We start from the raw sequence: 22,339 nt of genomic DNA on the forward strand, positions 1-22,339 counted from the left end.
GAGCATCCCAGAGCACCCCATCTAAAGCCCCAATCAAGGATCTTTCGAAAACATGCTTATTTCCCAGTCGTGGCTGACCCGAATCCTGCAGACCTCCAACCCGCAGTGGAGCGTGAGCGCCGAGGAGTTCGACGCCGGCTTCGTCCGTGTTGGCTTCGAGACCGAGGGGTACGAGGCGATCCCTGAAACCACCGGCCCGCTGGTGATCGGTCGCGTCGAAAAGATCGAGGAGCTCACCGAGTTCAAAAAGCCGATCCGTTACTGCGACGTTAACGTCGGTAAGGCTAACGGCACCGGCGAGCTGCAGCACATCATCTGTGGCGCGCGGAACTTCGCCGAGGGCGACAACGTCGTCATCGCCCTGCCCGGCACGGTGCTGCCCGGCCCGTTCGAGATCTCGGCGCGTAAGACTTACGGCAAGATCTCCGAGGGCATGATCTGTTCTGCGATGGAGGTGGGCCTGGCCAGCCAGCAGAACCCGGGGATCATGACTATTTCTGACGCCGATTTGGCCAGCGCCAACCTCAAGGTAGGTGACGATGCGCGTGAGTTGCTGGGGTTGCAGGACACCATCTTCGACGTGAACATCACCCCGGATCGCGGCTACGCACTGTCGGCCAGGGGGCTCGCCCGCGAGTTGGCGTCCAGCTTCGACCTGCAGTTCCGCGACCCGGCGCAGGATCCGGCAGCGGCGGCGATGCGCAACGACCTTTTCGCCGGTCTGCCCGGCACCGACGGTGAGGTGCAGGCGCTGAAGGTCGACGAGGATACGAAGTGCTCCAAGTTCGGAATGCGCAAGGTCACCGGCATCGACCCACAGGCGGAATCCCCGCTGTGGCTGCAGCGCGAGCTGATGCTGTGCGGCCAGCGCCCCGTGAACCCGGCGACGGACGTGACGAACTACGTGATGTTCCTGCTGGGCCAGCCGATGCACGCCTTCGACGCGGATAAGGTCACCGGAGAGCTGCACGTTCGCTTGGCGAAGAAGGGGGAGAAGCTGACCACGCTGGATGACGTGGAGCGCACCCTTGATCCTGAGGACGTGGTGATTTCCGACGAGTCCGGCATCCAGTCGCTGGCTGGCGTGATGGGTGGCTCGACCTCCGAGATCTCCGAAGCGACCACCAACGTGCTGTTCGAGGCCGCGCACTGGGATCAGATCACCGTGGCCCGCACCTGCCGCCGCCACAAGCTTTCCTCCGAGGCCTCCCGCCGTTTCGAGCGCGGCACGGACGCCGCCATCATCGAGGACGCGCTGGATTTTGCCGTTGCCCTGCTGGTGAACATCGCCGGCGGCGAGGTGGAGGAGGGGCGCACCCTGGTCGGTGCGGTTCCGGAGATGCCGATGATCACCATTCACACCTCCCTGCCGGGTAAAACCGCGGGCAAGATCTACCCGGACGGCACCACCATTTCCCGCCTGCGGGAGGTCGGTTGCGAGGTGCGCGAGACCGGCTCCCGCGACGACAACGGGGCCCGCGAGATCGAGGTCACCCCGCCGACCTGGCGCCCGGATCTGACGATGCCCGCCGACCTGGTGGAGGAGGTTCTGCGCCTGGAGGGCCTGGAGGACATCCCCTCTATCGTCCCGACCGCCCCGGCTGGCCGCGGCTACACCCCACGCCAGCGGATGCGCCGCAACGTGGGCCAGGCCCTGGCCTGGGCGGGTTACGCAGAGATCCTGCCGACCCCGTTCATCGCCAACGACGTATTCGACGTCTGGGACCTGCCAGCGGATGACCCGCGCCGTCTGACGGTGAAGGTACAGAACCCGCTGGAGAGCGACTACGCCTGCATCGGCACTACGCTGCTGCCGTCCATGATCGAATCCCTCCGCCGCAACGTCACCCGTGGTCAGCGCGACGTAGCCCTCTACGGCGTGGAGCAGGTATCCGTTCCGAAGACGGATAAGCCGTTCTCCCCGATGCCTTCTGTGAAGCAGCGCCCGGGTGCAGAGGAGCTGCAGGAACTGCTGGATTCCCTGCCCGCCCAGCCGCTGCACGTTGCGGTCGTGGCTACGGGTAACCGTCAGCTGCAGGGCACCTGGGGTGAGCCGGAGGCCTTCACTGCGGCCGACGCCATCGAATCCGCCCGCGTGGTCGCCCGTGCCGCCGGCGTGGATATCACCGTGCGCAACGCGGAGTACCTGCCGTGGCACCCGGGCCGCTGTGCTGAGATTCTGGTGGGCGACAAGGTCGTTGGCCACGCAGGCGAGCTGCACCCGCAGGTCTGCGAGCGCGCGGAGCTGCCGCCGCGCACCGTGGCCATGGAGATGAACCTGGACGAGCTGCCGCTGAGGGAGACCTTCCCGCGCCCGGTGCTGTCTGCATTCCCGGCGGTGCTGCAGGACATCGCGGTCGTCGTTGATGAGGCCACCCCGGCCCAGGACGTTGAAGATGCCCTGCGCGCTGGCGCTGGCGAGCTGTTGGAGGAGATCCGACTGTTCGACGTCTACCACTCCGAGTCCCTGGGCGAGGGCAAGCGCTCGCTGACCTTCAGCCTGCGCTTCCGCGCGCCCGACCGTACTCTGACGGAGGAAGAGGCCAGCAAGTCCCGCGAGGCGGCCCTGCAATCAGCCGCCGAGAAGGTGGGCGCACAGCTTCGCGCCTAAGTGCATAATTCCCATAAACCTGAATAATTTGCAATTTTGGTTCCAGTAGGGCAGAATCGTCCTATGTTGAAAATTGCAGTAGCAGGCGCCAGCGGGTACGCGGGTGGCGAGGCTCTTCGCCTCCTATTGAATCACCCCGGCTACGGCGTGGACTTCGAAATCGGTTCGCTGACCGGCGGTTCCAACGCGGGCACGCGATTCGGCGAACTCAACCCGGGACTGCCCGCCCTGGCGGATCGCGTGCTCGAAGAGACGACCGAGGAAGTTCTCCGCGGGCACGACGCTGCAATCCTGGCCCTCCCTCACGGAGTCTCCGCCGCTCTGGATCTTCCGGAATCCATGAAGATCGTGGACTGCGGCGCGGACTACCGCCTGAAGAACGCCAACCACTGGGCGCGCTTCTACGGCACCCCGCACGCCGGCACCCGCACCTACGGCATCCCGGAGATGCCTGGCCGCCGGGAAGAGATCGCGGCCACCAACTACGTTGCCGCCCCCGGTTGCTTCCCGACCGGCGCCACGATGGCTCTCATGCCCGCTATTGCTAGCGGCCTGATGGCCCCGCAGATCAGCGTGGTTTCCGTCACCGGCACCACCGGGGCCGGCAAGAAGGCCGCCGTGAACCTGCTGGGCTCGGAGACCATGGGTAACCTGCGCGCATACGGCGTGGGCACCCACCGCCATGCCCCGGAGATCAAGCAGAGCGTCGAGGAGCTGCTGGCTCCCGGCTACTCCTCGGACGACGTGCACGTGACCTTCACCCCGGTGCTGGCCCCGCTGACCCGGGGCATCCTCACCACCGTCACCGCCCCCGCGCGTGGACAGGCCAGCGATATCCGCCGCGCCTACGAGAAGTTCTGTGCCAACGAACCCTTCCTGCACCTGCTGCCGGAGGGCCAGCAGCCGGAGGTGAAGAGCGTCGTCGGTTCCAACATGGTGCACATCCAAGTGGAGGTAGCCGACGGCATGGTCATCGCCACCAGCGCCATCGATAACCTCACCAAGGGCACCGCAGGTGCCGCCATCCAATGCCTCAACCTGATGTTCGGTTGGGAAGAAACCGCGGGACTCCCGCAGACGGGGCTCTGATTCTCAGTTATGACCAGTGCAGACAAGAACAACCCGGATACCAGCACTGCCCAAGGCTCCTCCGCGGACCTCGGCGTGACCGTTCCCAAGGGCTTTAGCGCCGCAGCTGTGACGGCGGGGATCAAGCCCTCCGGCAAGTCGGATATGGCTCTGATCCGCAACGACGGGCCGGATGCCATCGCCGCCGCCATGTTCACCCGCAATCAGGTCACCGCCGCCCCGGTTCGCTACACCAAGGCGAATAACGATGGCACCTTCCGCGCCGTCGTCGTCAATTCCGGCAACGCCAACGCCTGCAACGGAGCCCAAGGCGACAAGGATGCGCGCGTTACCGCCGAGAAGACCGCCGATCTGCTGGGATGCCAGCCCGGCGACGTTGCCGTGTGCTCCACCGGCCTGATCGGCGATGTGCTGCCGATGGATAAGGTCCTCGCCGGAGTCGACGAACTCGCCCTCAAGCTCGACCAGTCCATCACCGCCGGCAACGATGCTGCCCGCGCCATCATGACCACCGACCTCGTCGCTAAGGAAGCCGTCTACCACGGCGATGGCTGGTCCATCGGCGCCATGGGCAAGGGTGTCGGCATGATGGCCCCGTCGCTGGCTACGATGCTCGTGTTTATTACTACGGACGCCCACCTTCCCAACGCCGACATGGCCCACGAGGCCCTGGCGGGCGCCACTCCGACAACTTTCGACTGCATCGACATCGACGGCGCGACCTCAACCAACGACACTGTGCTGCTGATGGCCTCCGGCGCTTCCGGCATCACCCCGGACGCAGAGGAATTCAACGCTGCGATCCACCAGGTGTGCCTCGATATTGCGATGCAGCTACAGGCGGACGCTGAGGGCGTCACAAAGAGAGTGTCCATCACCGTCGGCGGCGCAGAAACGGACGCGGACGCACAGACCGCAGCGCGCGTCATCGGCCGCGACAACCTGTTTAAGTGCGCGATGTTCGGCTCCGACCCGAACTGGGGCCGCGTGCTGGCTGCCGTAGGAATGGCGCCGGTGAAGATGAACCCGGAGGCCATCAGCGTGTCCTTCAACGGACACCCGGTGTGCATCAATTCCACGGGCGCTCCCGGTGCCCGCACGGTAGACCTTTCCGGCTCCGACATCGCCGTCGAGGTGGACCTCGGCGTAGGCGAGGGGCGCGCGACGGTATGGACGACCGACCTGTCGTACTCCTACGTGGAGATCAATTCGGAATACTCCACCTAGTTCATCCAGCTCACCCAGCTTGCCCAGAGCTCACCCGCACAACGGATTTACCAGGAAACGCACCAATGAACCCCAAACACACTCCCATCGATACCACCGGGCTGACCCCCGAGATGCGCAGCCATGTGCTGGCCGAGGCCCTGCCGTGGCTGCTGCACTACCGCGACAAGATCGTGGTGGTGAAGTACGGCGGCAACGCGATGATCGACGAGGATCTGAAGCGCGCCTTCGCCGCCGACATGGTCTTCCTGCGCGCCATCGGCGCCCGCCCGGTTGTAGTCCACGGCGGCGGCCCGCAGATCAACGAGATGCTGAAGACCGTCGGCCTGGAGGGCGAGTTTAAGGGCGGCTTCCGCGTGACCACCCCGGAGGTCATGGAGTACGTCCGCATGGTGCTGTTCGGCAAGGTCGGCCGTGAGCTGGTCGGGCTGATCAACGAGCACGGCCCCTACGCCGTCGGCGCCTCGGGCGAGGATGCCGGCCTGTTCACCGCCTCTAAGCGCAAGGTCACGATCGATGGGGAAGAGGTCGACCTGGGCCGCGTGGGGCAGATCGAGCACGTCGACGCCGAAAGCCTGATCGACCTCATCGACGCTGGCCGCATCCCCGTCGTCTCCACGGTCGCACCGGATGACCAGGGGCGGATCTACAACATCAACGCAGATACCGCCGCCGGCGCGCTGGCAGGTGCCCTGGGCGCCGAGAGGCTCGTGATGCTCACCAACGTCAAGGGCTTGTACACCGACTGGCCGAACAAGGAATCGCTGGTATCCAGCCTGACCCCGGAGCAGCTCTCCGACCTGCTGCCCAACCTGGATTCCGGCATGGTGCCGAAGATGGAGGCCTGCCTGGACGCGCTGCGTAGCGGCGTGCAGGCCGCGCACGTCATCGACGGCCGTATTCCGCACTCCGTAATCTTGGAGCTGATGACCACCGGAGGTATCGGCACCATGATCTGCCCCGCGGGCTGGGAAGACGTCACCAGCCCCGACATCAACTATCGGGAGGATCTCCCATGACCCAGAACCTAGAGAACGCAACCAGCGACTGGCAGGGCCACTGGAATGCCGCGCTGTTCGAAACCTATGGCACCCCGCCGTGCGAGCTGGTTTCTGGCCGTGGCACCATCGTCACCGACGCAGAAGGCAACGAGTACCTCGACCTGCTGTCCGGCATCGCCGTGAACGCTCTGGGGCACGCTCACCCTGCCATTGTTGACGCCGTGACGAATCAGATCGCCACGCTCAGCCACACGTCTAACCTTTTTGCCCACCCGCAGGTGATCAAACTCGCCGAGCGGCTGAAAGCCCTGCTGGGGGAGCAGAATGGGGAGGCAGCCGAGGCGGTGGCCGGTGCCCGCGTGTTCTTCTCCAACTCCGGCGCCGAGGCCAACGAGGCTGCCTTCAAGATCGCTCGCGCCACTGGCAAGACCAAGATCCTGGCCGCCGAGCGCGGCTTCCACGGCCGCACCATGGGCGCCCTCGCCCTGACCGGCCAGCCGGATAAGCAGGAGCCCTTTAAGCCCCTGCCCGGCGGCGTGGAGTACTACCCCTACGGCGACATCGAAGCTCTGCGGGAGATGGCGGACGACGACACTGCCGCGATCTTCCTGGAATCCATCCAGGGCGAAACGGGCGTGATCCCCGCCCCGGACGGCTTCCTTGCCGCCGTGCGGGAACTGTGTGATGCCCACGAGATCCTTATGGTCGTCGACGAGGTACAAGCCGGCATGGGGCGTACCGGCCAGTGGTTCGGATTCCAGCACGAGGCCGGGGTGCTGCCGGACGTCATCACCATGGCCAAGGGGCTGGGCGGCGGCCTGCCGATCGGCGCCACGCTCGCCCTGCCGAAGGCGCAGCTGCTGGCCAAGGGGATGCACGGAACCACCTTCGGCGGAAACCCCGTCGTCTGCGCGGCCGCGAACGCCGTCATCGACACGATCGAGTCCGAGGACCTGCTGGACAACGTCGCCACCCAGTCGCAGGCAATCCGCGACGGCCTGGCCGACCACCCGAGTGTGCAGACCATCCGTGGCCGCGGGCTGATGCTCGGCATCGTCCTGGATGCACCCCTTAACCTGGATCCGCTGGACTACGGGCTGATCATCAACAAGCCCCAGCCCAACGTGATCCGCCTGGTCCCGCCGCTGAATATCTCGGCGGATGAGGTGCAGCGGGGCGTCACAAAGATTAGACAGATGCTGGACGACAACCGCGCGCAGAACCAGTAACCACAGAAAGAACGGAAGACACCACATGACAAACCTGCACCTGCAGAAAAAGGGGCCGCTGCGCCACATGCTGGCCGACGACGACCTCACCCCGGAAGAGCAGGCCGAAGTGCTGGCGCTGGCCGAGGAGCTGAAGGATAACCGCTACGGTAACGGCTACCGCAACCTGCTGGAGCGCCGCTCCGTCGCCGTGCTATTCGACAAGACCTCTACGCGCACGCGCTTTTCTTTTGACGCCGGCATCACCGAGCTGGGTGGCAACGCCATCGTCGTGGACAGTGGAAGCTCGCAGATGGGGAAGGGAGAGACCTTCCAGGACACCGGCGCGGTCTTGTCCCGGTACGTCACTGCGATTGTCTGGCGCACCGGCGCGCACGACAACCTCCACCAAATGGCAGAGACCGCGGGCGTACCGATCGTCAACTCCCTGTCCGATGATTTCCACCCCTGCCAGATCCTCGCCGACCTGGTGACCATCAAGGAGCACAAGGGCGAGCTCAAGGGGCTGAACGCGGTGTACTTCGGCGACGGCGCGAACAACATGGCTAACAGCTACATGCTGGGATTCGCCACAGCGGGAGTGAACATCACGATCGCCGCGCCGGAGGGCTTCCAGCCGGAGCCGCAGTTCGTGGAGCGCGCCCAGCAGCGTGCCGAGCTGACCGGGGCGACCGTGACCGTCACCGACAAGGTGGACGCCACTGGGGCGGACGTGGTGATCACCGACACCTGGCTGTCCATGGGACAGGATGCCTCCGAAGACCGCAGCGCTCTGCGGGCCTACCAGGTGGACGAGAAGCTGATGGGCACCGCCAAGGACGATGCGATCTTCCTGCACTGCCTGCCGGCCTACCGTGGCAGCGAAGTGACGCCGGAGGTCATCGACGGGCCGCAGTCGGTGGTCTTCGACGAGGCAGAAAACCGCCTGCACGCACAGAAGGCACTGCTGGTATGGCTTCTTCGCTGACTCGCACCGCCCGGCAGGACATGATCGGGCGGATCATCGGCGCGGAAAAGGTCGGCAGCCAGCGCGAGCTGCTGGGCATCCTGGTAAACCGCGGCATCGACGTCACCCAGGCCACCCTGTCACGCGACCTGGTGGACCTCGGAGCGAAGAAGGTGCGCGTGGGCGGGGAGGTTTACTACTCCCTGTCCGACGACGTGCGCGTGGACGGGCCGGACAAGCTGCGGCGCGTTCTGGCCGAGCTGTTGGTCGACCACGACCACTCTGGAAACATCGCCGTACTGCGTACCCCACCCGGCGCCGCGCAGTACCTGGCCAGCATCCTGGACCGCTCGGACGTAAACCGAGTGGTAGCCACCATCGCCGGTGATGACACGGTTTTCGTTCTGGCACGGGAGCCGCTCAACGGTAAGGAGCTGGGGGAGTATTTCTTCCAGCTGGCACATAGCTAAAATCGAATAACGGATACAACAACTAGAACGCAAGAAGAGTTTCGAAGGGAAGCTTAGAAGAATGAAGGATCGCGTAGTACTCGCATACTCCGGCGGGCTGGATACCACCGTGGCCATCAGCTGGATTGCCAAGGAGCGCAACGCAGAGGTCGTCTGCGTCTCCATCGACCTGGGTCAGGGCGGCGAGGATATGGAGACCGTCCGCCAGCGCGCCCTCGGCGCCGGCGCCGTGGAGTCCATCGTCGTGGACGCCCGCGACGAGTTCGCCAACGACTACTGCCTGCCGACCATCAAGGCCAACGGCATGTACATGAAGGAGTACCCGCTGGTCTCCGCGATCTCCCGCCCGCTGATCGTCAAGCACATGGCGGATGCAGCCAAGGAGCACGGTGGTACCGCCGTCGCCCACGGCTGCACTGGCAAGGGCAACGACCAGGTCCGCTTCGAGGTTGGCTTCGCCAACACCGCCCCGGACCTGGAGATCATCGCCCCGGTCCGCGACTACGCCTGGACCCGCGAGAAGGCCATCGCCTTCGCCGAGGAAAACGGCATTCCGATCGAGCAGTCCAAGTCCTCCCCGTTCTCCATCGACCAGAACGTGTGGGGCCGCGCCGTGGAGACCGGCTTCCTGGAGGACCTGTGGAACGCCCCGACCAAGGACGTCTACGCCTACACCGAGGACCCGGCTCTGGGCCAGGCTCCGGACGAGGTCATCATCTCCTTCGAGTCCGGCGTGCCGGTGGCCATCGACGGTAAGAAGGTCACCGTACTGGAGGCCATCGAGGAGCTGAACCGCCGCGCAGGTGCGCAGGGCGTCGGCCGCCTGGACATGGTTGAGGACCGCCTCGTGGGCATCAAGTCCCGCGAGATCTACGAGGCTCCGGGCGCTATCACCCTGATCCGTGCCCACGAGGCTCTGGAGGCCGTCACCGTCGAGCGCGAGCTGGCCCGCTACAAGCGCGGCATCGACGCAGAGTGGTCCAATCAGATCTACGACGGCCTGTGGTTCAGCCCGCTGAAGCGCTCTCTGGATGCGTTCATCGATTCCACCCAGGCCCACGTCACCGGCGACATCCGCCTGGTGCTGCACGCCGGTGCCATCACCGTCAACGGCCGCCGCTCCGGTAAGTCCTTGTACGACTTCAACCTGGCTACCTACGACGAGGGCGACTCCTTCGACCAGTCCATGGCCCGCGGTTTCGTGGAGCTGCACGGCCTGTCCTCCAAGATCGCCGCTAAGCGCGACCTGGCTAACTAGGTGACCAGCTAACTAGGCAACTGGATAAATAGAGCAGAAAGGCACACCCAAACATGACCACCGAGGCACACGGCACGAACGAGGGCGCCCTGTGGGGCGGCCGATTCTCCGGCGGCCCAACTGAGGCGATGGCCGCCCTGTCGAAGTCCACGCACTTCGACTGGGTTCTGGCCCCCTACGACGTGCTGGCCTCGCAGGCTCACGCGCGGGTGCTGCACAAGGCCAATCTGCTGAGCGACGAGGACTTCGACACGCTCATCGCCGGCCTGCAGAAGCTGGGCGAGGACGTGGCCGACGGATCCTTCGGCCCCGAACCCAGCGACGAGGACGTCCACGGCGCAATGGAGCGCGGCCTGATTGACCGCGTTGGCCCCGAGGTCGGCGGTCGCCTGCGCGCGGGCCGTTCCCGCAACGACCAGGTGGCCACCCTGTTCCGCATGTGGGTGCGCGACGCGATCCGCGACATCACCGCGGGCGTACTCGACGTCGTCGACGCGCTGGTCGCCCAAGCCGATCGCCACCCGGAGGCCATCATGCCGGGTAAGACGCACTTCCAGGCTGCCCAGCCGGTGCTGCTGGCCCACCAGCTGCTGGCACACGCCCAGCCGCTGCTGCGCGACGTGCAGCGCTTCCAGGATCTGGATAAGCGCCTGGCGGTGTCTCCGTATGGTTCCGGCGCGCTCGCGGGTTCGTCTCTGGCGCTCGACCCGGAGGCCATCGCGGAGGAGCTCGGCTTTGACTCTGCTGCGGATAACTCTATTGACGCCACCAGTTCCCGCGACTTCGCCTCTGAGGCAGCGTTTGTGTTTGCCCAGGTGGCGGTGGATCTCTCTCGCCTGGCCGAGGAGATCATCGCCTGGTCCACCCCGGAGTTCGGCTACGTCACGTTGGCCGATGAGTGGTCCACCGGCTCGTCGATCATGCCGCAGAAGAAGAACCCGGATGTTGCCGAGCTGATGCGCGGCAAGACCGGCCGCTTGATCGGCAATGCCACCGGCCTGCTGGCCACCCTGAAGGCCATGCCGCTGGCCTACAACCGTGACCTGCAGGAAGATAAGGAACCCATCGCGGATTCCGTCGCCCAGCTGAACCTGCTGCTCCCGGCGATGGCCGGCCTGGTCGGTACCCTGACGTTCCACCCGGAGCGTCTGCGCGAGCTCGCCCCAGCGGGCTTCACTCTGGCCACGGACTTGGCGGAGTGGATGGTTCGCCAGGGTGTGCCCTTCCGCGTGGCGCACGAGGCCTCCGGCTCTTGTGTCCGCATTGCGGAATCCCGTGGCGTGGACCTGGTGGACCTGACCGATGAGGAGCTGGCGAGCGTGCACGAGGCTCTGACCCCCGAGGTGCGCGAGGTGCTAACCATCGACGGTGCAGTTGCCTCCCGCGCTACCCGCGGCGGTACTGCCGGCGTGCGCGTGGCCGAGCAGAAGGAGCGCGTGCGCGAGGCCGCTGCCGCCGACCGTAAGTGGGCGGAGAAAACCCGCCTGGTCTAAAAGGCCAGCGGGCTTAGATCTCGACCCCGTGTTCATTCGCCCCGCCGGGCAGGTTGTGCAAACGCACGCCCTGCCCGGCGGCGTGCTGTGCAAAGCTGTCGACGAAGCTCGCCGAGCGCTTGCCGGAGGCGCAATAGACCACTACGTCCACGGCGCCCGCTGCGTTGCTGCCTTCGGTGCCAAGACTCTCAATCAGCTGCTCGGCCAGCTCCGGCTGCTCGCTCCATACGGTGGTGGGCAGGTGGTAGCCCGGGTGCTCAGCAAAAGACGGCAGATCCTTGATGGCCTTTTCCCCCGGCTCGCGCACGTCGATGGCAACCGCAGAACCGTCGGCGAGGCTACTCAGCAGGGAAGTGGCCGTATCTTCTTCCGCCGTGCGAGTTTCAGCGGCATCCACCGCGCAGCTCGACATTTCCTCCGCCACGATCTCGGTAACCGGCTGCCGCTGGGGATCGGCGGCCACGTTGAAGTGCTGGATGTTGGCATTGAGGGCGTCATAAATAAGCAATCGCCCCACCTGCTGTGCGCGAGTATCCGGGTCTCGCAGGAACTTAATGGTTTCCGTGGCCATCAGGCCGGCGACCACAGAGGTCGTCACGCCCAGCACTCCGGCGGTGGCGCAGTCCGGCACGCTGTCGGGGTCCGGCTGGGAGGGGTAGAGGTCGCGCATGCCCACGCCCCGGCCATCCGGCTCGGCACTCTCGCCGGACCACCAGACGGCCACGTCGCCGCGGTAGCGCAGGACGGAACCCCAGACCAGGGGAGTGCCGGTGGCCTCGGCGGCATCGGCGGCCAGGAACTTCGTGGCGAAGGTATCCGACCCGTCGATCAGCACGTCCACGCCTTCTAGCAGTTCGGCGGCGTTGTCGGCGCGCAGGCGCCCATGGATGCCGTGGAAGACTAGGCCGGGCTGCAACTCCCGCAGGCGTTCCCCGGTGACCTCCACCTTGGGGCGGCCGACGTCGCTGGCGCCGAAAAGGATCTGCCGGTGAATGTTCGTGATGTCCACCGTGTCGTCATCGATGACGGAAATCTCGCCGACCCCCGCCGCGGCCAGGGCTTGCATCAAGGGGCAGCCGAGCCCGCCGGCGCCGATCACCAGCACGTGTGCCTCGTGCAGCCGCTCCTGCTCCCGCAGCCCGTGGCCCGGCAGGATCGTCTGCCGGGCCACGCGCTTCAGCTCCTCGGCGGGCAGCGTGGTGTAGTCGGAGGTGTAGTCGCCGAGCATCACAGCACCTCGTCGGCCCAGCCATCCCAGCTGGCCAGGCCGTCGAAGCTGGAGGAGGCCAGCGCGCCCTGGGCGTGCGTGCGTTGCGGGATGCGTCCCGCCTCGCGCGCCAGTCGGCCGGCATCCACGGCGGACTTCATGGCCTGCGCCATCGCCACCGGATCCTGGCAGCGGTTCACTGCGCTGGCCAGCAGCACTGCGTCGCAGCCCAGCTCCATCGCCAGTGCCGCGTCGGAGGCCGTGCCCACGCCCGCGTCCAGCAGTACCGGAACCTGGGCGCGCGAGCAGATCAGCTCGATGTTGTGCGGGTTCAGGATTCCCAGGCCCGTGCCGATGGGGGAGCCCAGCGGCATGACCGCGTGCACGCCCACGTCCTCCAGCCGGCGCGCGACCACCGGGTCGTCGCTGGTGTAGGCCAACACTACGAAGCCCTCGGCCACCAGCATCTCGCAGGCATCCACCAGCTCCACCACGTCGGGCAGCAGTGTGTGGTCGTCGGCGATGACCTCCACCTTCACCCAGTTGGTTCCCAGCGCCTCGCGCGCCAGCTGTGCCGTCAGCATTGCATCGCGGGCGGTCTGGCACCCGGCGGTGTTCGGCAGCACGTCGATGCCCAGGCGGTTCAGCAGCTCGAACACGCTCTCGCCGCCGCCGGTGGTCTTGGCGCTGTGGCGGCGCATCGCCACCGTGGTCAGCTGCGTGCCGCTGGCCACCAGCGCGTCCTCCAGCAGCGATTGGCTGCTGGCTCCGCCGGTGCCCATGACCAGGTGTGAATCGAATTCCTTATCCGCGATCTTCAGCATGATCTTGTCCTCTAGCCGTCTTTAGCCGCCCTGGACGGCGATCAGGATGTCCACCGCGTCGCCGTCCTCCAGCGCACGCCCCCAGTCGCTTGCCGGCACCACAGAGCGGTTCACCGCCACCGCGACTCCCTTCGCGCCCTCGTTCTCGGAAACCTCGCGGCCCGTCTCCGCAGCCACGACCTCCGCCACGCTCGGTGCCTTGTCAGCCGACCGTGGCTCTTCATTCACCGTGTAGTTCATCGATCCTCCTTAGATCGTTTGTGCGTACGCCCCGCAGCTTTAGGCATGCCGCAGTGGCGCGCAGCTGGCTAGGTTCATCTCTGGGTCTATCTCCGCTTCCAACGCAGACACCGGCTTGCCCATTCCCAGCGCTGCCCCCACTGTGGCCCCCAGCGCAGACAGCAAAATTCCGTGTCGGAAGTAGCCCGTGGAAACCACCAGCTTCTCGCTGACTTTCCCGAGGTAGGGAAGGTCATCTGGAGTTCCGGGGCGCTCGCCGGTGATCGCCTCGATAAACTCGCACTCCTGGATGCCCGGCACAATCCGGATCGCGTCGCGCAGCAGCGTGTACACCCCATCCACGGCGGGGCCGCGTCGCGAGTCCTCGCGGCTGGTCGCGCCCACGGCGATCGTGCCGTCGGTTCGCGGGATGATGTACACCGGCCGATCTTCCACAAACGCCCGAATAACGCGCCCCACGGGTGTCTCCATCCCTTCCGGCACGCGTAGCCGCAGCATGTCGCCGCGCACCGGGCGCAGTTTCAGTGGCGACTTTTCGCCCTCGTACCAGCCGCGCACCTGCCCGGCGCCCAGCCCGTTGCACAGGTACACCATGTCGCCCGTGTGCGTCGTCGCATCGGTCGTCACCACACCGTCCTCGATGCGGCTTACTCGCTCGCCGAGGATCGCCACCCCCATGTTCCGCAGCGCATCCAGCAGCGCCGCGCAGTACATACGGGGATTCACCTGGTGGTCGCCGGGGATCTCGACCACGCCGGATAGCTGCGGACTGAGCCCCCACTCGGCCTTGCGTGCCTGGCGCAGCGGCAGGCGCTGCACCTCCATGCCGTGGCCGTGCTGATGCTCGGTCAGCTCGGTGAGGTGCCGCGCGTCCGCCCGGTCAGCCCCCACCACGAAGGTCGATTCTGTTCTGTGGCCGGTGCTTAGGGAGGTCTTTTCGCCCAGCCGTTGCAGCAGGTCGTCGTACAAGTTTTTGGACGCCACCATCAGCGGGTACAAAGGCTCCTGCTTATACTGCACCTCTGCGACTGGGGCCAGCATACCGCCCGCGACGAAGGAGGCCCCGCTCACCGGGGCTGGGTCGATCACCGCCACGGTAGTCGGATCCGCACCGAGATCCACCAGCTTAAAGGCGGTGGATAGGCCCACGATCCCCGCACCCACCACAATGTGGTCATAGTGCTGGGAACTAGCGGGGCTGGGATTAGTCACTTCTATTCACTTCCTTTTGGGCGGGTTGCAAGCGGTGGGCGTCACGAAGAAAAACCAGTGAGTACCTGCCGTGCCGTGGCGCGTGGGTCGGGCGAGTTCATGAATCCGCGAACGATTGCAACTCCCGCCACACCCGTGGCGGCCAGGTCGGCGGCATCCTCCGCATGAACGTCGCCGATGGCAACTACCGGCACTCGTGAGGCCTCCACCAGCGCGGGATAGCCCTCCAGCCCCAGCGGCTCGCGGCCGGAATCCTTGGTAGGGGTGGGACGGAAAGGCCCGGCGCCGATGTAATCGATCACGTCGGCATATTCGTTGGCCTGCTGAACCAGGGGCAGGGTGCCGGTGGTCAGCCCGATGATGGCATCCTTGCCCAACACCTGGCGCGCCAGGCGCGGGTCCAGGTCGTCCTGGCCAATGTGCACGCCGTGGATGTTGTGTTCCGGCATGAGGGCAGCCGCAACATCCACGCGGTCGTCAATCAACACCCGGGTAGCCGGGTTGGCCTGCTGCACGGCGGCGGCGACCTCGATGGCCAGTGCCGTGAGGTCGCGCACGCTGATCGGTTTGCTGCGCACCTGTACCACGCCCGCACCCCCGGCGGCCGCGGCTGCGGCCACGTCCACGACCTTTTCTTGAGGGGCGCCCGTGACCAGGTAGCAGCGCAGATCCAAGTTAGCGCTCACTGTGCGCTGCCGCCTCCTTCTGCAGATCCTCGGCGACTTCCTTCGCCTCGTCGCGGTTCAGGTACAGCTGGGAGCCCGCGCGGCGGAACTCCTCAGCCATTTCCTCCTCGCCCGCAGCGTTGAGGCCGTCTACGCCGTCTACACTCTGTCGGCCGAAGCCCGGCAAGCCCAGGTCCTTGACCAGCGACTGCTTCTGGTCGGTGGCCAGCGCCTCGTCGATCTCGTCGCCGAAGGCATCGCGGATGTCCTGGCTGATGCGCATGGAGCAGAACTTCGGGCCACACATGGAGCAGAAGTGCGCGGTCTTCGCGGGCTCCGCAGGCAGCGTTTCGTCGTGATACGCCTGCGCGGTGTCCGGGTCCAGGGAGAGGGCGAACTGGTCGTGCCAGCGGAACTCGAAGCGGGCCTTACTCATGGCGTCGTCCCACTCGTGGGCGCCCGGGTGGCCCTTGGCGACATCGGCGGCGTGGGCGGAGACCTTGTAAGTGATCACACCGGTCTTCACGTCGTCCTTGTTCGGCAGACCCAGGTGCTCCTTCGGGGTGACGTAGCACAGCATTGCGGTGCCGCCCATGGCGATGTTCGCCGCACCGATGGCGGAGGTGATGTGGTCGTAGCCCGGAGCGATGTCCGTGACCAGCGGCCCCAGCGTGTAGAACGGTGCACCGCCGCACCATTCCTGCTCCTTTTCGTTGTTGACCTGCACCATGTTCAGCGGCACGTGGCCAGGGCCTTCCACCATGACCTGCACGTCGTACTCCCAGGCCCGGTGGGTCAGCTCGCCGATGGTTTTCAGCTCTGCGAACTGGGCTGCGTCGTTGGCGTCCGCGATGGAGCCGGGGCGCAGGCCGTCGCCCAGGGAGAACGCGACGTCATACTTGGCGAAGATCTCGCACAGCTCGTCGAAGTTCTCGTAGAGGAAGGATTCCTTGTGGTGTGCCAGGCACCAGCCGGCCATGATGGAGCCGCCGCGGGAGACGATGCCGGTGACGCGCTTGGTGGTCAGCGGTACGAAAGGCAGGCGCACGCCGGCATGGATGGTCATGTAGTCCACACCCTGCTCGCACTGCTCAATGACGGTATCGCGGAAAATCTCCCAGGTCAGGTCCTCGGCCACGCCATCGACCTTCTCCAGAGCCTGGTAGATCGGCACGGTGCCGATCGGTACCGGGGAGTTGCGCAGGATCCACTCGCGAGTGGTGTGGATGTCGTTACCGGTGGACAGATCCATCACGGTGTCCGCGCCCCAGCGGGTAGCCCAGCGCAGCTTGTCCACCTCCTCGCGGATGGAGGAGGTGACGGCGGAGTTACCGATGTTGGCGTTGATCTTCGTGGTGAAGGCGTTGCCGATGATCATCGGCTCGGACTCCGGGTGGTTGACGTTGTTCGGAATGATGGCCTTGCCGGAGGCCACCTGCTCGCGGACCTTCTCCACGTCGCAGTGCTCGCGCAGTGCCACATACTCCATTTCCGGGGTGATGATGCCCTGGCGGGCGTAGTGCATCTGGGTGACGCGCTTGCCCTCCTTGGCCCGCAGAGTCGGGCGGGTGGAGCCCTTCCACTCCTCACTGGCCTCGCCGCGCTTGACCGCGCGGTTGCCGTCGTCCAGCAGGTTACGGCGGCGGCCTTCGTAGGCCTCCACGTCGCCGCGGGCTTCGATCCACTCACTACGCAGGCCCTCCAGCCCCTTGGTCGGCTCGGCCCACGGGCCACGGGTGCGGTAGATACGCACCGGCTCGTTCGGGCCGGTCGGGGAGTTGTCCAGCTGGATCTCCGTCTCCGGCACCTGCAGCGTGAAGGTCTTGCCGAAGGATTCCACGGTCTTTTCAATGGGGGAGAAGCTGTGCTTCGGGTGGATCTCCGCGCCGTACTCGTCGGTGGGGGTGGTGTTTTGGGTAGACGTATCCGTCATTAAGACTCTCCTGACTCTTCCTTCGCTGGTTCTAACCAGACAGGTTCTAGCGGTACTCGCGCGGGCTTCAGCGCGATCTCAGCCCAATACCTCGGGCGCCCGTGTTCGGTTGTGCTTCCCACTGTAACGCACCTCTTACAAGCGTGTAGTTTCGGCCTGTTCTGTCACTAAAACTGTTAGTGGATTTGCCCTGAAAAGTGGCTGTATGTGCAATATGATCAGCTCCATGGTGGCCCCTAATCCCAGTAGCTTGAGCAGCCCTGAGAAGAGTTCTGGTAAGAACTGGTCTTCCACAAAGATTCTTCTTATCGTCATCTTGCTGCTGATTGCGGTAGGTGCCTATGTAGTCGGCTCGGGAGATTCCCTCAACGGTTTCAAACGGCCTGGTAGGAATTCTCTTGACACTAGTAAGCCACTAAATATCGTCGCCGCCACGGAGCTGACGGATATGGAGCCGTTCGTCCATCAGGCTTCCGCGGACTTGGGCTTCGACATTGAAATGGAGTACGACAGTGGCACGCTCGTCAACACTCGTAACCTAAAAGACGGTGCTTATGACAATAAGTATGACGCCACCTGGTTTGCGACCAACGCCTTCGCCAGAGCGCAGGACACAACCTCGCAGGCTGACGATCACAGCATTGCCCGTTCGCCGGTAGCTCTGGGTCTTAAGCAGGACGTGGTGGATCGCCTGGGGTGGCGCAACAAGGACGTTAAGTGGGCAGACATCGCGGACGCTGCGGCGCGTGGCGACCTGACCTTTGGCATGACGGATCCGCAGGAATCGAACTCTGGTTTCCTAGCCCTCCTATCAGTGGCCGCGGAGTTTAGTAACTTCCCACAGGGGCAGGCTTTTGACCCCTCGACAGCGCCCATGGACCAGCGCCGTATGGAGGACTTCTTCTCCGGACAGACGATCACCTCCGGGTCCTCGGGCTGGCTGCGGGAAACCTTTGTGAAGAACCCTGGTAAGGCCGACGGCATCTTTAACACTCAGGCCGTTCTGCAGTCGATGAAGGAAAACGATGGCGTCGACATCGAAGTGATTGTCCCTGACAGCTCCGCTGGCGCCGCTGATTACCCCATCTCGGCACTTCGGAAGCCCGAAGCTCGGAATGCCGAGGAGGACGCTCAGGCTAAGGTTGAGGCCCTCGCAGATTGGTTTAGGGAGCACAGCGTTGAGGTGGGGGAGAAGACCCATCTGAATGTCTGGGGCGAGGACGCAGAGAATAAGGGTATGCGGCGCTACTACGAGTACCCGAAATCTGAGGAACACATTGTTTCGCTCGTTAACCTGTACCGGGAAAAGCTACGCCGCCCCGCCGACAGCAACTTTCTGTTGGATACTTCCGGCTCGATGCGCGGCAACCGCCTGACAGATCTAAAGGGCATTCTGAACAAGCTCATCGATGGCACCGCAGGCGAGGGGGATAACCCCAAGGGATTCGCGCGCCGAGAGACAATTACCCTCATGCCCTTCAGCAGTAAGGTTGCGGACGGTTACACGCAGGAGAACTACGACCCGGACAATGCACAGCAGAAACAGGAACTGCGCGGTTACGTTAACGGCCTGCAGCCACGTGGTGAAACCGCGATTTATGACGCCGTGTTGCGCGCCTACGACCGTGTGGGTGAGGGTGGCGGTTCTCTGAACTCGATCGTGCTAATGACCGATGGTGAGTCGAACTCTGGCACGAGTCGTCAGGAGTTCATCACAAAGATGACCCGCATAATGGGCGAGACAAACCATAAGATCCCGGTATTCGTGATTCTGTACGGTGAAGCCAGCGAGGAGGAGATGAATTTCTTGGCCAACTTCACTGGCGGCAAGGTCTTCAACGCCCGTGGCGGTGACCTGGCACAGGCGTTCGAAGAGATCCGTAGCTACCAGTAGCCCCAAGGTAGACCAGGAGATGGAAAGAAGCCGTGAACTCTAAGTACTCCCTCAAGATCATCGTCGCGCTTGTCGTCTTTGTTGCCGTGGTGGGCGTCCACGCAGCAGTAGACCTTGGTTCTCTATGGATCATCACGGCAGGAGCGCTTGCCGGAGTCGCCGGAATCGTGGCGCCTGAACGAAAAGATCAAGGGGCGCTTGAGCAGAAGCCTTATTACGGCGGGAAACATACCTTGGAGAACAAGTCCTCCGAGCTCTACAGCAAACCGGCTCCTGAATATTATGAGATTCCTTCCGAATCTCTCCAGGGCATTCGAAGTAGCTCTAAGCATCTAAAACAAGTTGTGCGTGTTTCCGATCAACAGCGACAGGATTTTTGCGCGGATCTCGATCACTTCTACAACACTTGCAGGGACGTTGTTCACGAATGGGATCATCTGTCAGCGGATTCTCTGCAAGAACAAAAGGTCCGCCGGATCATGGACGTCTTCTTTCCAGAGACGTGCAGAATTTTGAATGATATGCCGCGTGCAACGCATTCTCAGGCAGTGGAAGACTTTCGTGCATCGCTGGCGGTCCTGCAGAGGGAAATGGACAAAGTGCACCAAGCAATCATGCAGGACAACCTGCGAGAGCTTAAGGACAATCGCACCTTCTTGGAGCTGCAGTTCGGAGTACTAAAAGACCCCGACGAACAAAGCTAGTAACTATTGGGCGGCGTAGGGGGCGTCACTAAGAAAGAAGCCCAAGCTACCGGCTAGAGTAGACAGCATGATTGACCAGAAGCTCCTAGAGATCCTCGCGTGCCCGATCGACAAGCAGCCGCTGGAGGATCACGGTGACTATTTGGTGAACCCCCGCCTGAACAAGGCCTATCCGGTGCAGGACGGCATCCCGGTACTGCTGGTCGAAGAAGCTAAAGACTGGCCCGTTAAGTAGCAACGCACAAAGAGCACAGAAGAAAAGCGAGAACGAGCGCGTATGAGCGATAACAAGAACATCATCGACGAGCTGCAGTGGCGCGGCCTGATTAACCAGTCGACCGACCTGGAGGCGCTGAAGGAGGCCACGCAGAACCCCATCACGCTGTACTGCGGTTTCGACCCGACGGGCAGCTCCCTACACGCCGGTCACTTGGTGCCGCTGATTATGCTGAAGCGCTTCCAGCAGTTCGGCCACCGTCCGATCACTCTGGCCGGCGGTGCGACGGGCATGATCGGCGACCCGCGCGATGTGGGCGAGCGCTCCATGCTCACCGAGGAGCAGATCGGTGAGAACATGGTGGCCATTAAGAAGCAGCTGGAGGCATTCGTCGACTTCGCCGAGGACAGCGATGTGGATAGCCCGGCTGTGATGGTGAACAACGCGGACTGGATCAGCCAGATGAACGTCATCGAATACCTGCGCGATGTCGGCAAGAACTTTTCGCTGAACACCATGCTGGATCGCGATACCGTGAAGCGTCGCCTGGAATCCGACGGCATTTCCTACACTGAGTTTTCCTACATGTTGCTGCAGGCCAACGATTACGTGCACCTGCACAACGAGTTCGATTGCCTGCTGCAGATCGGTGGCGGCGATCAGTGGGGCAACATCGTCTCTGGTGTGGACTTGAACCGCCGCGTGAACGGCGCCAAGGTGCACGGCCTGACGGTGCCGCTGGTTACGGACGCGGAGGGCAACAAGTTCGGCAAGTCCACCGGCGGTGGCAAGCTGTGGCTGGATCCGCAGCTGACCAGCCCGTACTCCTGGTACCAGTACTTCATCAACGCAGGCGATACCGTGGTGATCGACTACCTGCGCTGGTTTACCTTCCTTTCCCAGGAGGAGATCGCGGAGCTGGAGCGCAAGGTCGCCGAGGAGCCCTACAAGCGCGAGGCGCAGCGTGTCCTGGCCCGCGAGATGACCACTCTGGTGCACGGTGCGGCCGCCACCGAGGCTGTGGAGCTGGCCGCCCAGGCGCTGTTCGGCAAGGCCGAGTTGCAGGATCTGGACGAGGCCACCCTGGCTTCTGCCCTGCAGGAGACCGAGGTTGCCGAGGTCGGCGCCGACGCCACCATCCTGGATCTGCTCGTCGAGTCCGGCCTGGAGAAGTCCAAGGGTGCCGCCCGCCGCACCGTCGGGGAGGGTGGCGCGTACGTGAACAACCAGCGCATCGAGGACATCGAGTGGTCCCCGTCTGCTGACGATCTGCTGCACGGATCGTGGCTGGTGCTTCGCAAGGGCAAGAAGCGTTTCGCCGGTGCGCGCGTAGGTGCTTCTTCTTAGTGACGCCACCCGCACGGCCTGTATGCGCTAAACCGATCCCGTGGTAGTTGTAGTTTTCTGCTTCTACCAGGGGATTTGTGTCTTTCTTGGCGTTGGGTGTACATTAATTCAAGTCGCCGAGAGCGAGCGGGGAAATAAATCCGGCTCGAGAGGCTCGGTGTGCGTAGGTTGTTTGAGAACTCAATAGCGTGATGAACCAAGTTTAGATACTTTGTTGACCAACCTTTGTGTTGATTCTGATGCATTGTATGTCTTTATTACTTTTGTGACTTGTTTCAGTGCTCCACCGGCTCGCATGGATTGTGGGTTGGTGGTGGTTACGCCAGCGTGGTTTTAACGTCTCCACGATATGTAATGTGCGTATCCCAGCGAGAGTAGCCTTTTTATGGGTGCTTGTTGGGCTGATAGAGGTTTTGGAAAGTTTGGGATGTATGTTGTGTCTGATCAATAACCAGCAGCGTTTGTGTTGTTGGTGTTGGTTGATGTGATTTATTTATCCTTTTTTCAATTCTTTTGTCAGTAATTTTTTGTTTTGCCTGGTTTTCAGGCTCACCATGTGTCTGATGACAGTTTTTTTATGGAGAGTTTGATCCTGGCTCAGGACGAACGCTGGCGGCGTGCTTAACACATGCAAGTCGAACGGAAAGGCCTCTTGCTTGCAAGGGGTACTCGAGTGGCGAACGGGTGAGTAACACGTGGGTGATCTGCCTTGCACTTCGGGATAAGCCTGGGAAACTGGGTCTAATACCGGATAGGACCATGCTTTAGTGTG

Annotated in this window: 19 protein-coding genes, 1 rRNA gene and 1 riboswitch; of the genes, 14 read left to right on the top strand and 6 right to left on the bottom strand. The window is 63.7% G+C overall.

Features of this window, described 5'->3' with window-relative positions; genetic code table 11:
- The first annotated feature begins 52 nt into the window (after positions 1-52).
- The 9 genes from pheT to argH all read left to right on the top strand — a co-directional run bounded on the left by pheT (position 53) and on the right by argH (position 11,324).
- Entirely contained in the window at positions 53-2,611 is a 2,559-nt protein-coding gene (gene pheT, locus MHX66_RS08720) for a phenylalanine--tRNA ligase subunit beta (protein ID WP_239202306.1), read from the top strand.
- Between the two features lie 63 nt (positions 2,612-2,674).
- Positions 2,675-3,700 carry an N-acetyl-gamma-glutamyl-phosphate reductase gene (argC, locus tag MHX66_RS08725; protein ID WP_239202307.1) on the top strand — a complete coding sequence of 342 codons (1,026 nt, stop codon included), beginning with the start codon at positions 2,675-2,677 and terminating at the stop codon, positions 3,698-3,700.
- A 9-nt stretch (positions 3,701-3,709) separates the two neighbouring features.
- Complete coding sequence (gene argJ / locus MHX66_RS08730) at positions 3,710-4,927, top strand: bifunctional glutamate N-acetyltransferase/amino-acid acetyltransferase ArgJ (protein ID WP_239202308.1); 1,218 nt, start codon at positions 3,710-3,712, stop codon at positions 4,925-4,927.
- A 65-nt stretch (positions 4,928-4,992) separates the two neighbouring features.
- Positions 4,993-5,946 (top strand): acetylglutamate kinase, encoded by a 954-nt coding sequence (gene argB, locus MHX66_RS08735; protein WP_035005705.1) that lies wholly within the window; start codon positions 4,993-4,995, stop codon positions 5,944-5,946.
- A complete protein-coding gene (locus MHX66_RS08740) occupies positions 5,943-7,157 on the top strand; it encodes an acetylornithine transaminase (RefSeq protein WP_239202309.1) in 1,215 nt (404 codons plus the stop codon). Before argB ends, MHX66_RS08740 begins: the two co-directional genes overlap by 4 nt.
- Before the next feature lie 40 nt (positions 7,158-7,197).
- The gene (gene argF, locus MHX66_RS08745) at positions 7,198-8,124 is read left to right on the top strand and encodes an ornithine carbamoyltransferase (RefSeq protein WP_370646297.1); all 927 of its coding nucleotides are present in this window, start codon (positions 7,198-7,200) and stop codon (positions 8,122-8,124) included.
- Complete coding sequence (gene argR, locus MHX66_RS08750; RefSeq protein ID WP_011273446.1) at positions 8,109-8,573, top strand: arginine repressor; 465 nt, start codon at positions 8,109-8,111, stop codon at positions 8,571-8,573. Before argF ends, argR begins: the two co-directional genes overlap by 16 nt.
- Before the next feature lie 61 nt (positions 8,574-8,634).
- Positions 8,635-9,831: an argininosuccinate synthase gene (locus MHX66_RS08755; RefSeq protein WP_239202311.1), complete on the top strand. Its 1,197-nt coding sequence runs from the start codon at positions 8,635-8,637 to the stop codon at positions 9,829-9,831.
- A gap of 53 nt (positions 9,832-9,884) precedes the next feature.
- Positions 9,885-11,324 carry an argininosuccinate lyase gene (argH, locus tag MHX66_RS08760; RefSeq protein WP_239202312.1) on the top strand — a complete coding sequence of 480 codons (1,440 nt, stop codon included), beginning with the start codon at positions 9,885-9,887 and terminating at the stop codon, positions 11,322-11,324.
- Positions 11,325-11,337: 13 nt separating this feature from the next.
- On the opposite strand, the gene MHX66_RS08765 is transcribed toward argH, so the two are convergent.
- From MHX66_RS08765 to thiC, 6 genes are all read right to left on the bottom strand, one after another.
- On the bottom strand, positions 11,338-12,552 hold the full coding sequence (locus MHX66_RS08765) for a ThiF family adenylyltransferase (RefSeq protein WP_239202313.1): 1,215 nt from the start codon (positions 12,550-12,552) through the stop codon (positions 11,338-11,340).
- The gene (locus MHX66_RS08770; RefSeq protein ID WP_239202315.1) at positions 12,552-13,355 is read right to left on the bottom strand and encodes a thiazole synthase; all 804 of its coding nucleotides are present in this window, start codon (positions 13,353-13,355) and stop codon (positions 12,552-12,554) included. Before MHX66_RS08770 ends, MHX66_RS08765 begins: the two co-directional genes overlap by 1 nt.
- A 21-nt stretch (positions 13,356-13,376) precedes the next feature.
- Entirely contained in the window at positions 13,377-13,595 is a 219-nt protein-coding gene (thiS, locus tag MHX66_RS08775; protein WP_035005721.1) for a sulfur carrier protein ThiS, read from the bottom strand.
- A gap of 39 nt (positions 13,596-13,634) precedes the next feature.
- Positions 13,635-14,807, bottom strand: coding sequence for a glycine oxidase ThiO (gene thiO / locus MHX66_RS08780; protein WP_239202317.1), 1,173 nt, complete (start codon positions 14,805-14,807; stop codon positions 13,635-13,637).
- A 41-nt stretch (positions 14,808-14,848) separates the two neighbouring features.
- Positions 14,849-15,493, bottom strand: coding sequence for a thiamine phosphate synthase (locus MHX66_RS08785; RefSeq protein WP_239202319.1), 645 nt, complete (start codon positions 15,491-15,493; stop codon positions 14,849-14,851).
- Positions 15,483-17,405: a phosphomethylpyrimidine synthase ThiC gene (gene thiC, locus MHX66_RS08790; RefSeq protein WP_239202321.1), complete on the bottom strand. Its 1,923-nt coding sequence runs from the start codon at positions 17,403-17,405 to the stop codon at positions 15,483-15,485. The genes MHX66_RS08785 and thiC overlap by 11 nt, the downstream gene beginning before the upstream one ends.
- Positions 17,405-17,518, bottom strand: a riboswitch (TPP riboswitch). It overlaps the preceding gene by 1 nt.
- Positions 17,519-17,655: 137 nt before the next feature.
- Here thiC and MHX66_RS08795 point away from each other — a divergent pair.
- The 5 genes from MHX66_RS08795 to MHX66_RS08815 all read left to right on the top strand — a co-directional run.
- The gene (locus MHX66_RS08795; protein ID WP_239202323.1) at positions 17,656-19,299 is read left to right on the top strand and encodes a VWA domain-containing protein; all 1,644 of its coding nucleotides are present in this window, start codon (positions 17,656-17,658) and stop codon (positions 19,297-19,299) included.
- Positions 19,300-19,331: 32 nt separating this feature from the next.
- Positions 19,332-20,003, top strand: a complete 672-nt coding sequence (locus MHX66_RS08800) for a hypothetical protein (protein ID WP_239202325.1) — start codon at positions 19,332-19,334, stop codon at positions 20,001-20,003.
- A gap of 67 nt (positions 20,004-20,070) precedes the next feature.
- The gene (locus MHX66_RS08805) at positions 20,071-20,238 is read left to right on the top strand and encodes a Trm112 family protein (protein ID WP_005295682.1); all 168 of its coding nucleotides are present in this window, start codon (positions 20,071-20,073) and stop codon (positions 20,236-20,238) included.
- Positions 20,239-20,280: 42 nt separating this feature from the next.
- Positions 20,281-21,567: a tyrosine--tRNA ligase gene (gene tyrS, locus MHX66_RS08810; protein ID WP_239202327.1), complete on the top strand. Its 1,287-nt coding sequence runs from the start codon at positions 20,281-20,283 to the stop codon at positions 21,565-21,567.
- 574 nt (positions 21,568-22,141) lie between these two features.
- Positions 22,142-22,339 (top strand): 16S ribosomal RNA (locus MHX66_RS08815); the annotation flags it as partial.

Source organism: Corynebacterium sp. ACRPH, from assembly GCF_022347285.1.
In the GTDB taxonomy this organism is placed as follows: domain Bacteria; phylum Actinomycetota; class Actinomycetes; order Mycobacteriales; family Mycobacteriaceae; genus Corynebacterium.

Coding starts and splice junctions, on each gene's coding strand:
- pheT (WP_239202306.1), top strand. CDS start 53: ATGCTTATTTCCCAGTCGTGGCTGACCCGAATCCTGCAGACCTCCAAC.
- argC (WP_239202307.1), top strand. CDS start 2,675: ATGTTGAAAATTGCAGTAGCAGGCGCCAGCGGGTACGCGGGTGGCGAG.
- argJ (WP_239202308.1), top strand. CDS start 3,710: ATGACCAGTGCAGACAAGAACAACCCGGATACCAGCACTGCCCAAGGC.
- argB (WP_035005705.1), top strand. CDS start 4,993: ATGAACCCCAAACACACTCCCATCGATACCACCGGGCTGACCCCCGAG.
- MHX66_RS08740 (WP_239202309.1), top strand. CDS start 5,943: ATGACCCAGAACCTAGAGAACGCAACCAGCGACTGGCAGGGCCACTGG.
- argR (WP_011273446.1), top strand. CDS start 8,109: ATGGCTTCTTCGCTGACTCGCACCGCCCGGCAGGACATGATCGGGCGG.
- MHX66_RS08755 (WP_239202311.1), top strand. CDS start 8,635: ATGAAGGATCGCGTAGTACTCGCATACTCCGGCGGGCTGGATACCACC.
- argH (WP_239202312.1), top strand. CDS start 9,885: ATGACCACCGAGGCACACGGCACGAACGAGGGCGCCCTGTGGGGCGGC.
- MHX66_RS08765 (WP_239202313.1), bottom strand. CDS start 12,552: ATGCTCGGCGACTACACCTCCGACTACACCACGCTGCCCGCCGAGGAG.
- MHX66_RS08770 (WP_239202315.1), bottom strand. CDS start 13,355: ATGCTGAAGATCGCGGATAAGGAATTCGATTCACACCTGGTCATGGGC.
- thiS (WP_035005721.1), bottom strand. CDS start 13,595: ATGAACTACACGGTGAATGAAGAGCCACGGTCGGCTGACAAGGCACCG.
- thiC (WP_239202321.1), bottom strand. CDS start 17,405: ATGACGGATACGTCTACCCAAAACACCACCCCCACCGACGAGTACGGC.
- MHX66_RS08805 (WP_005295682.1), top strand. CDS start 20,071: ATGATTGACCAGAAGCTCCTAGAGATCCTCGCGTGCCCGATCGACAAG.
- tyrS (WP_239202327.1), top strand. CDS start 20,281: ATGAGCGATAACAAGAACATCATCGACGAGCTGCAGTGGCGCGGCCTG.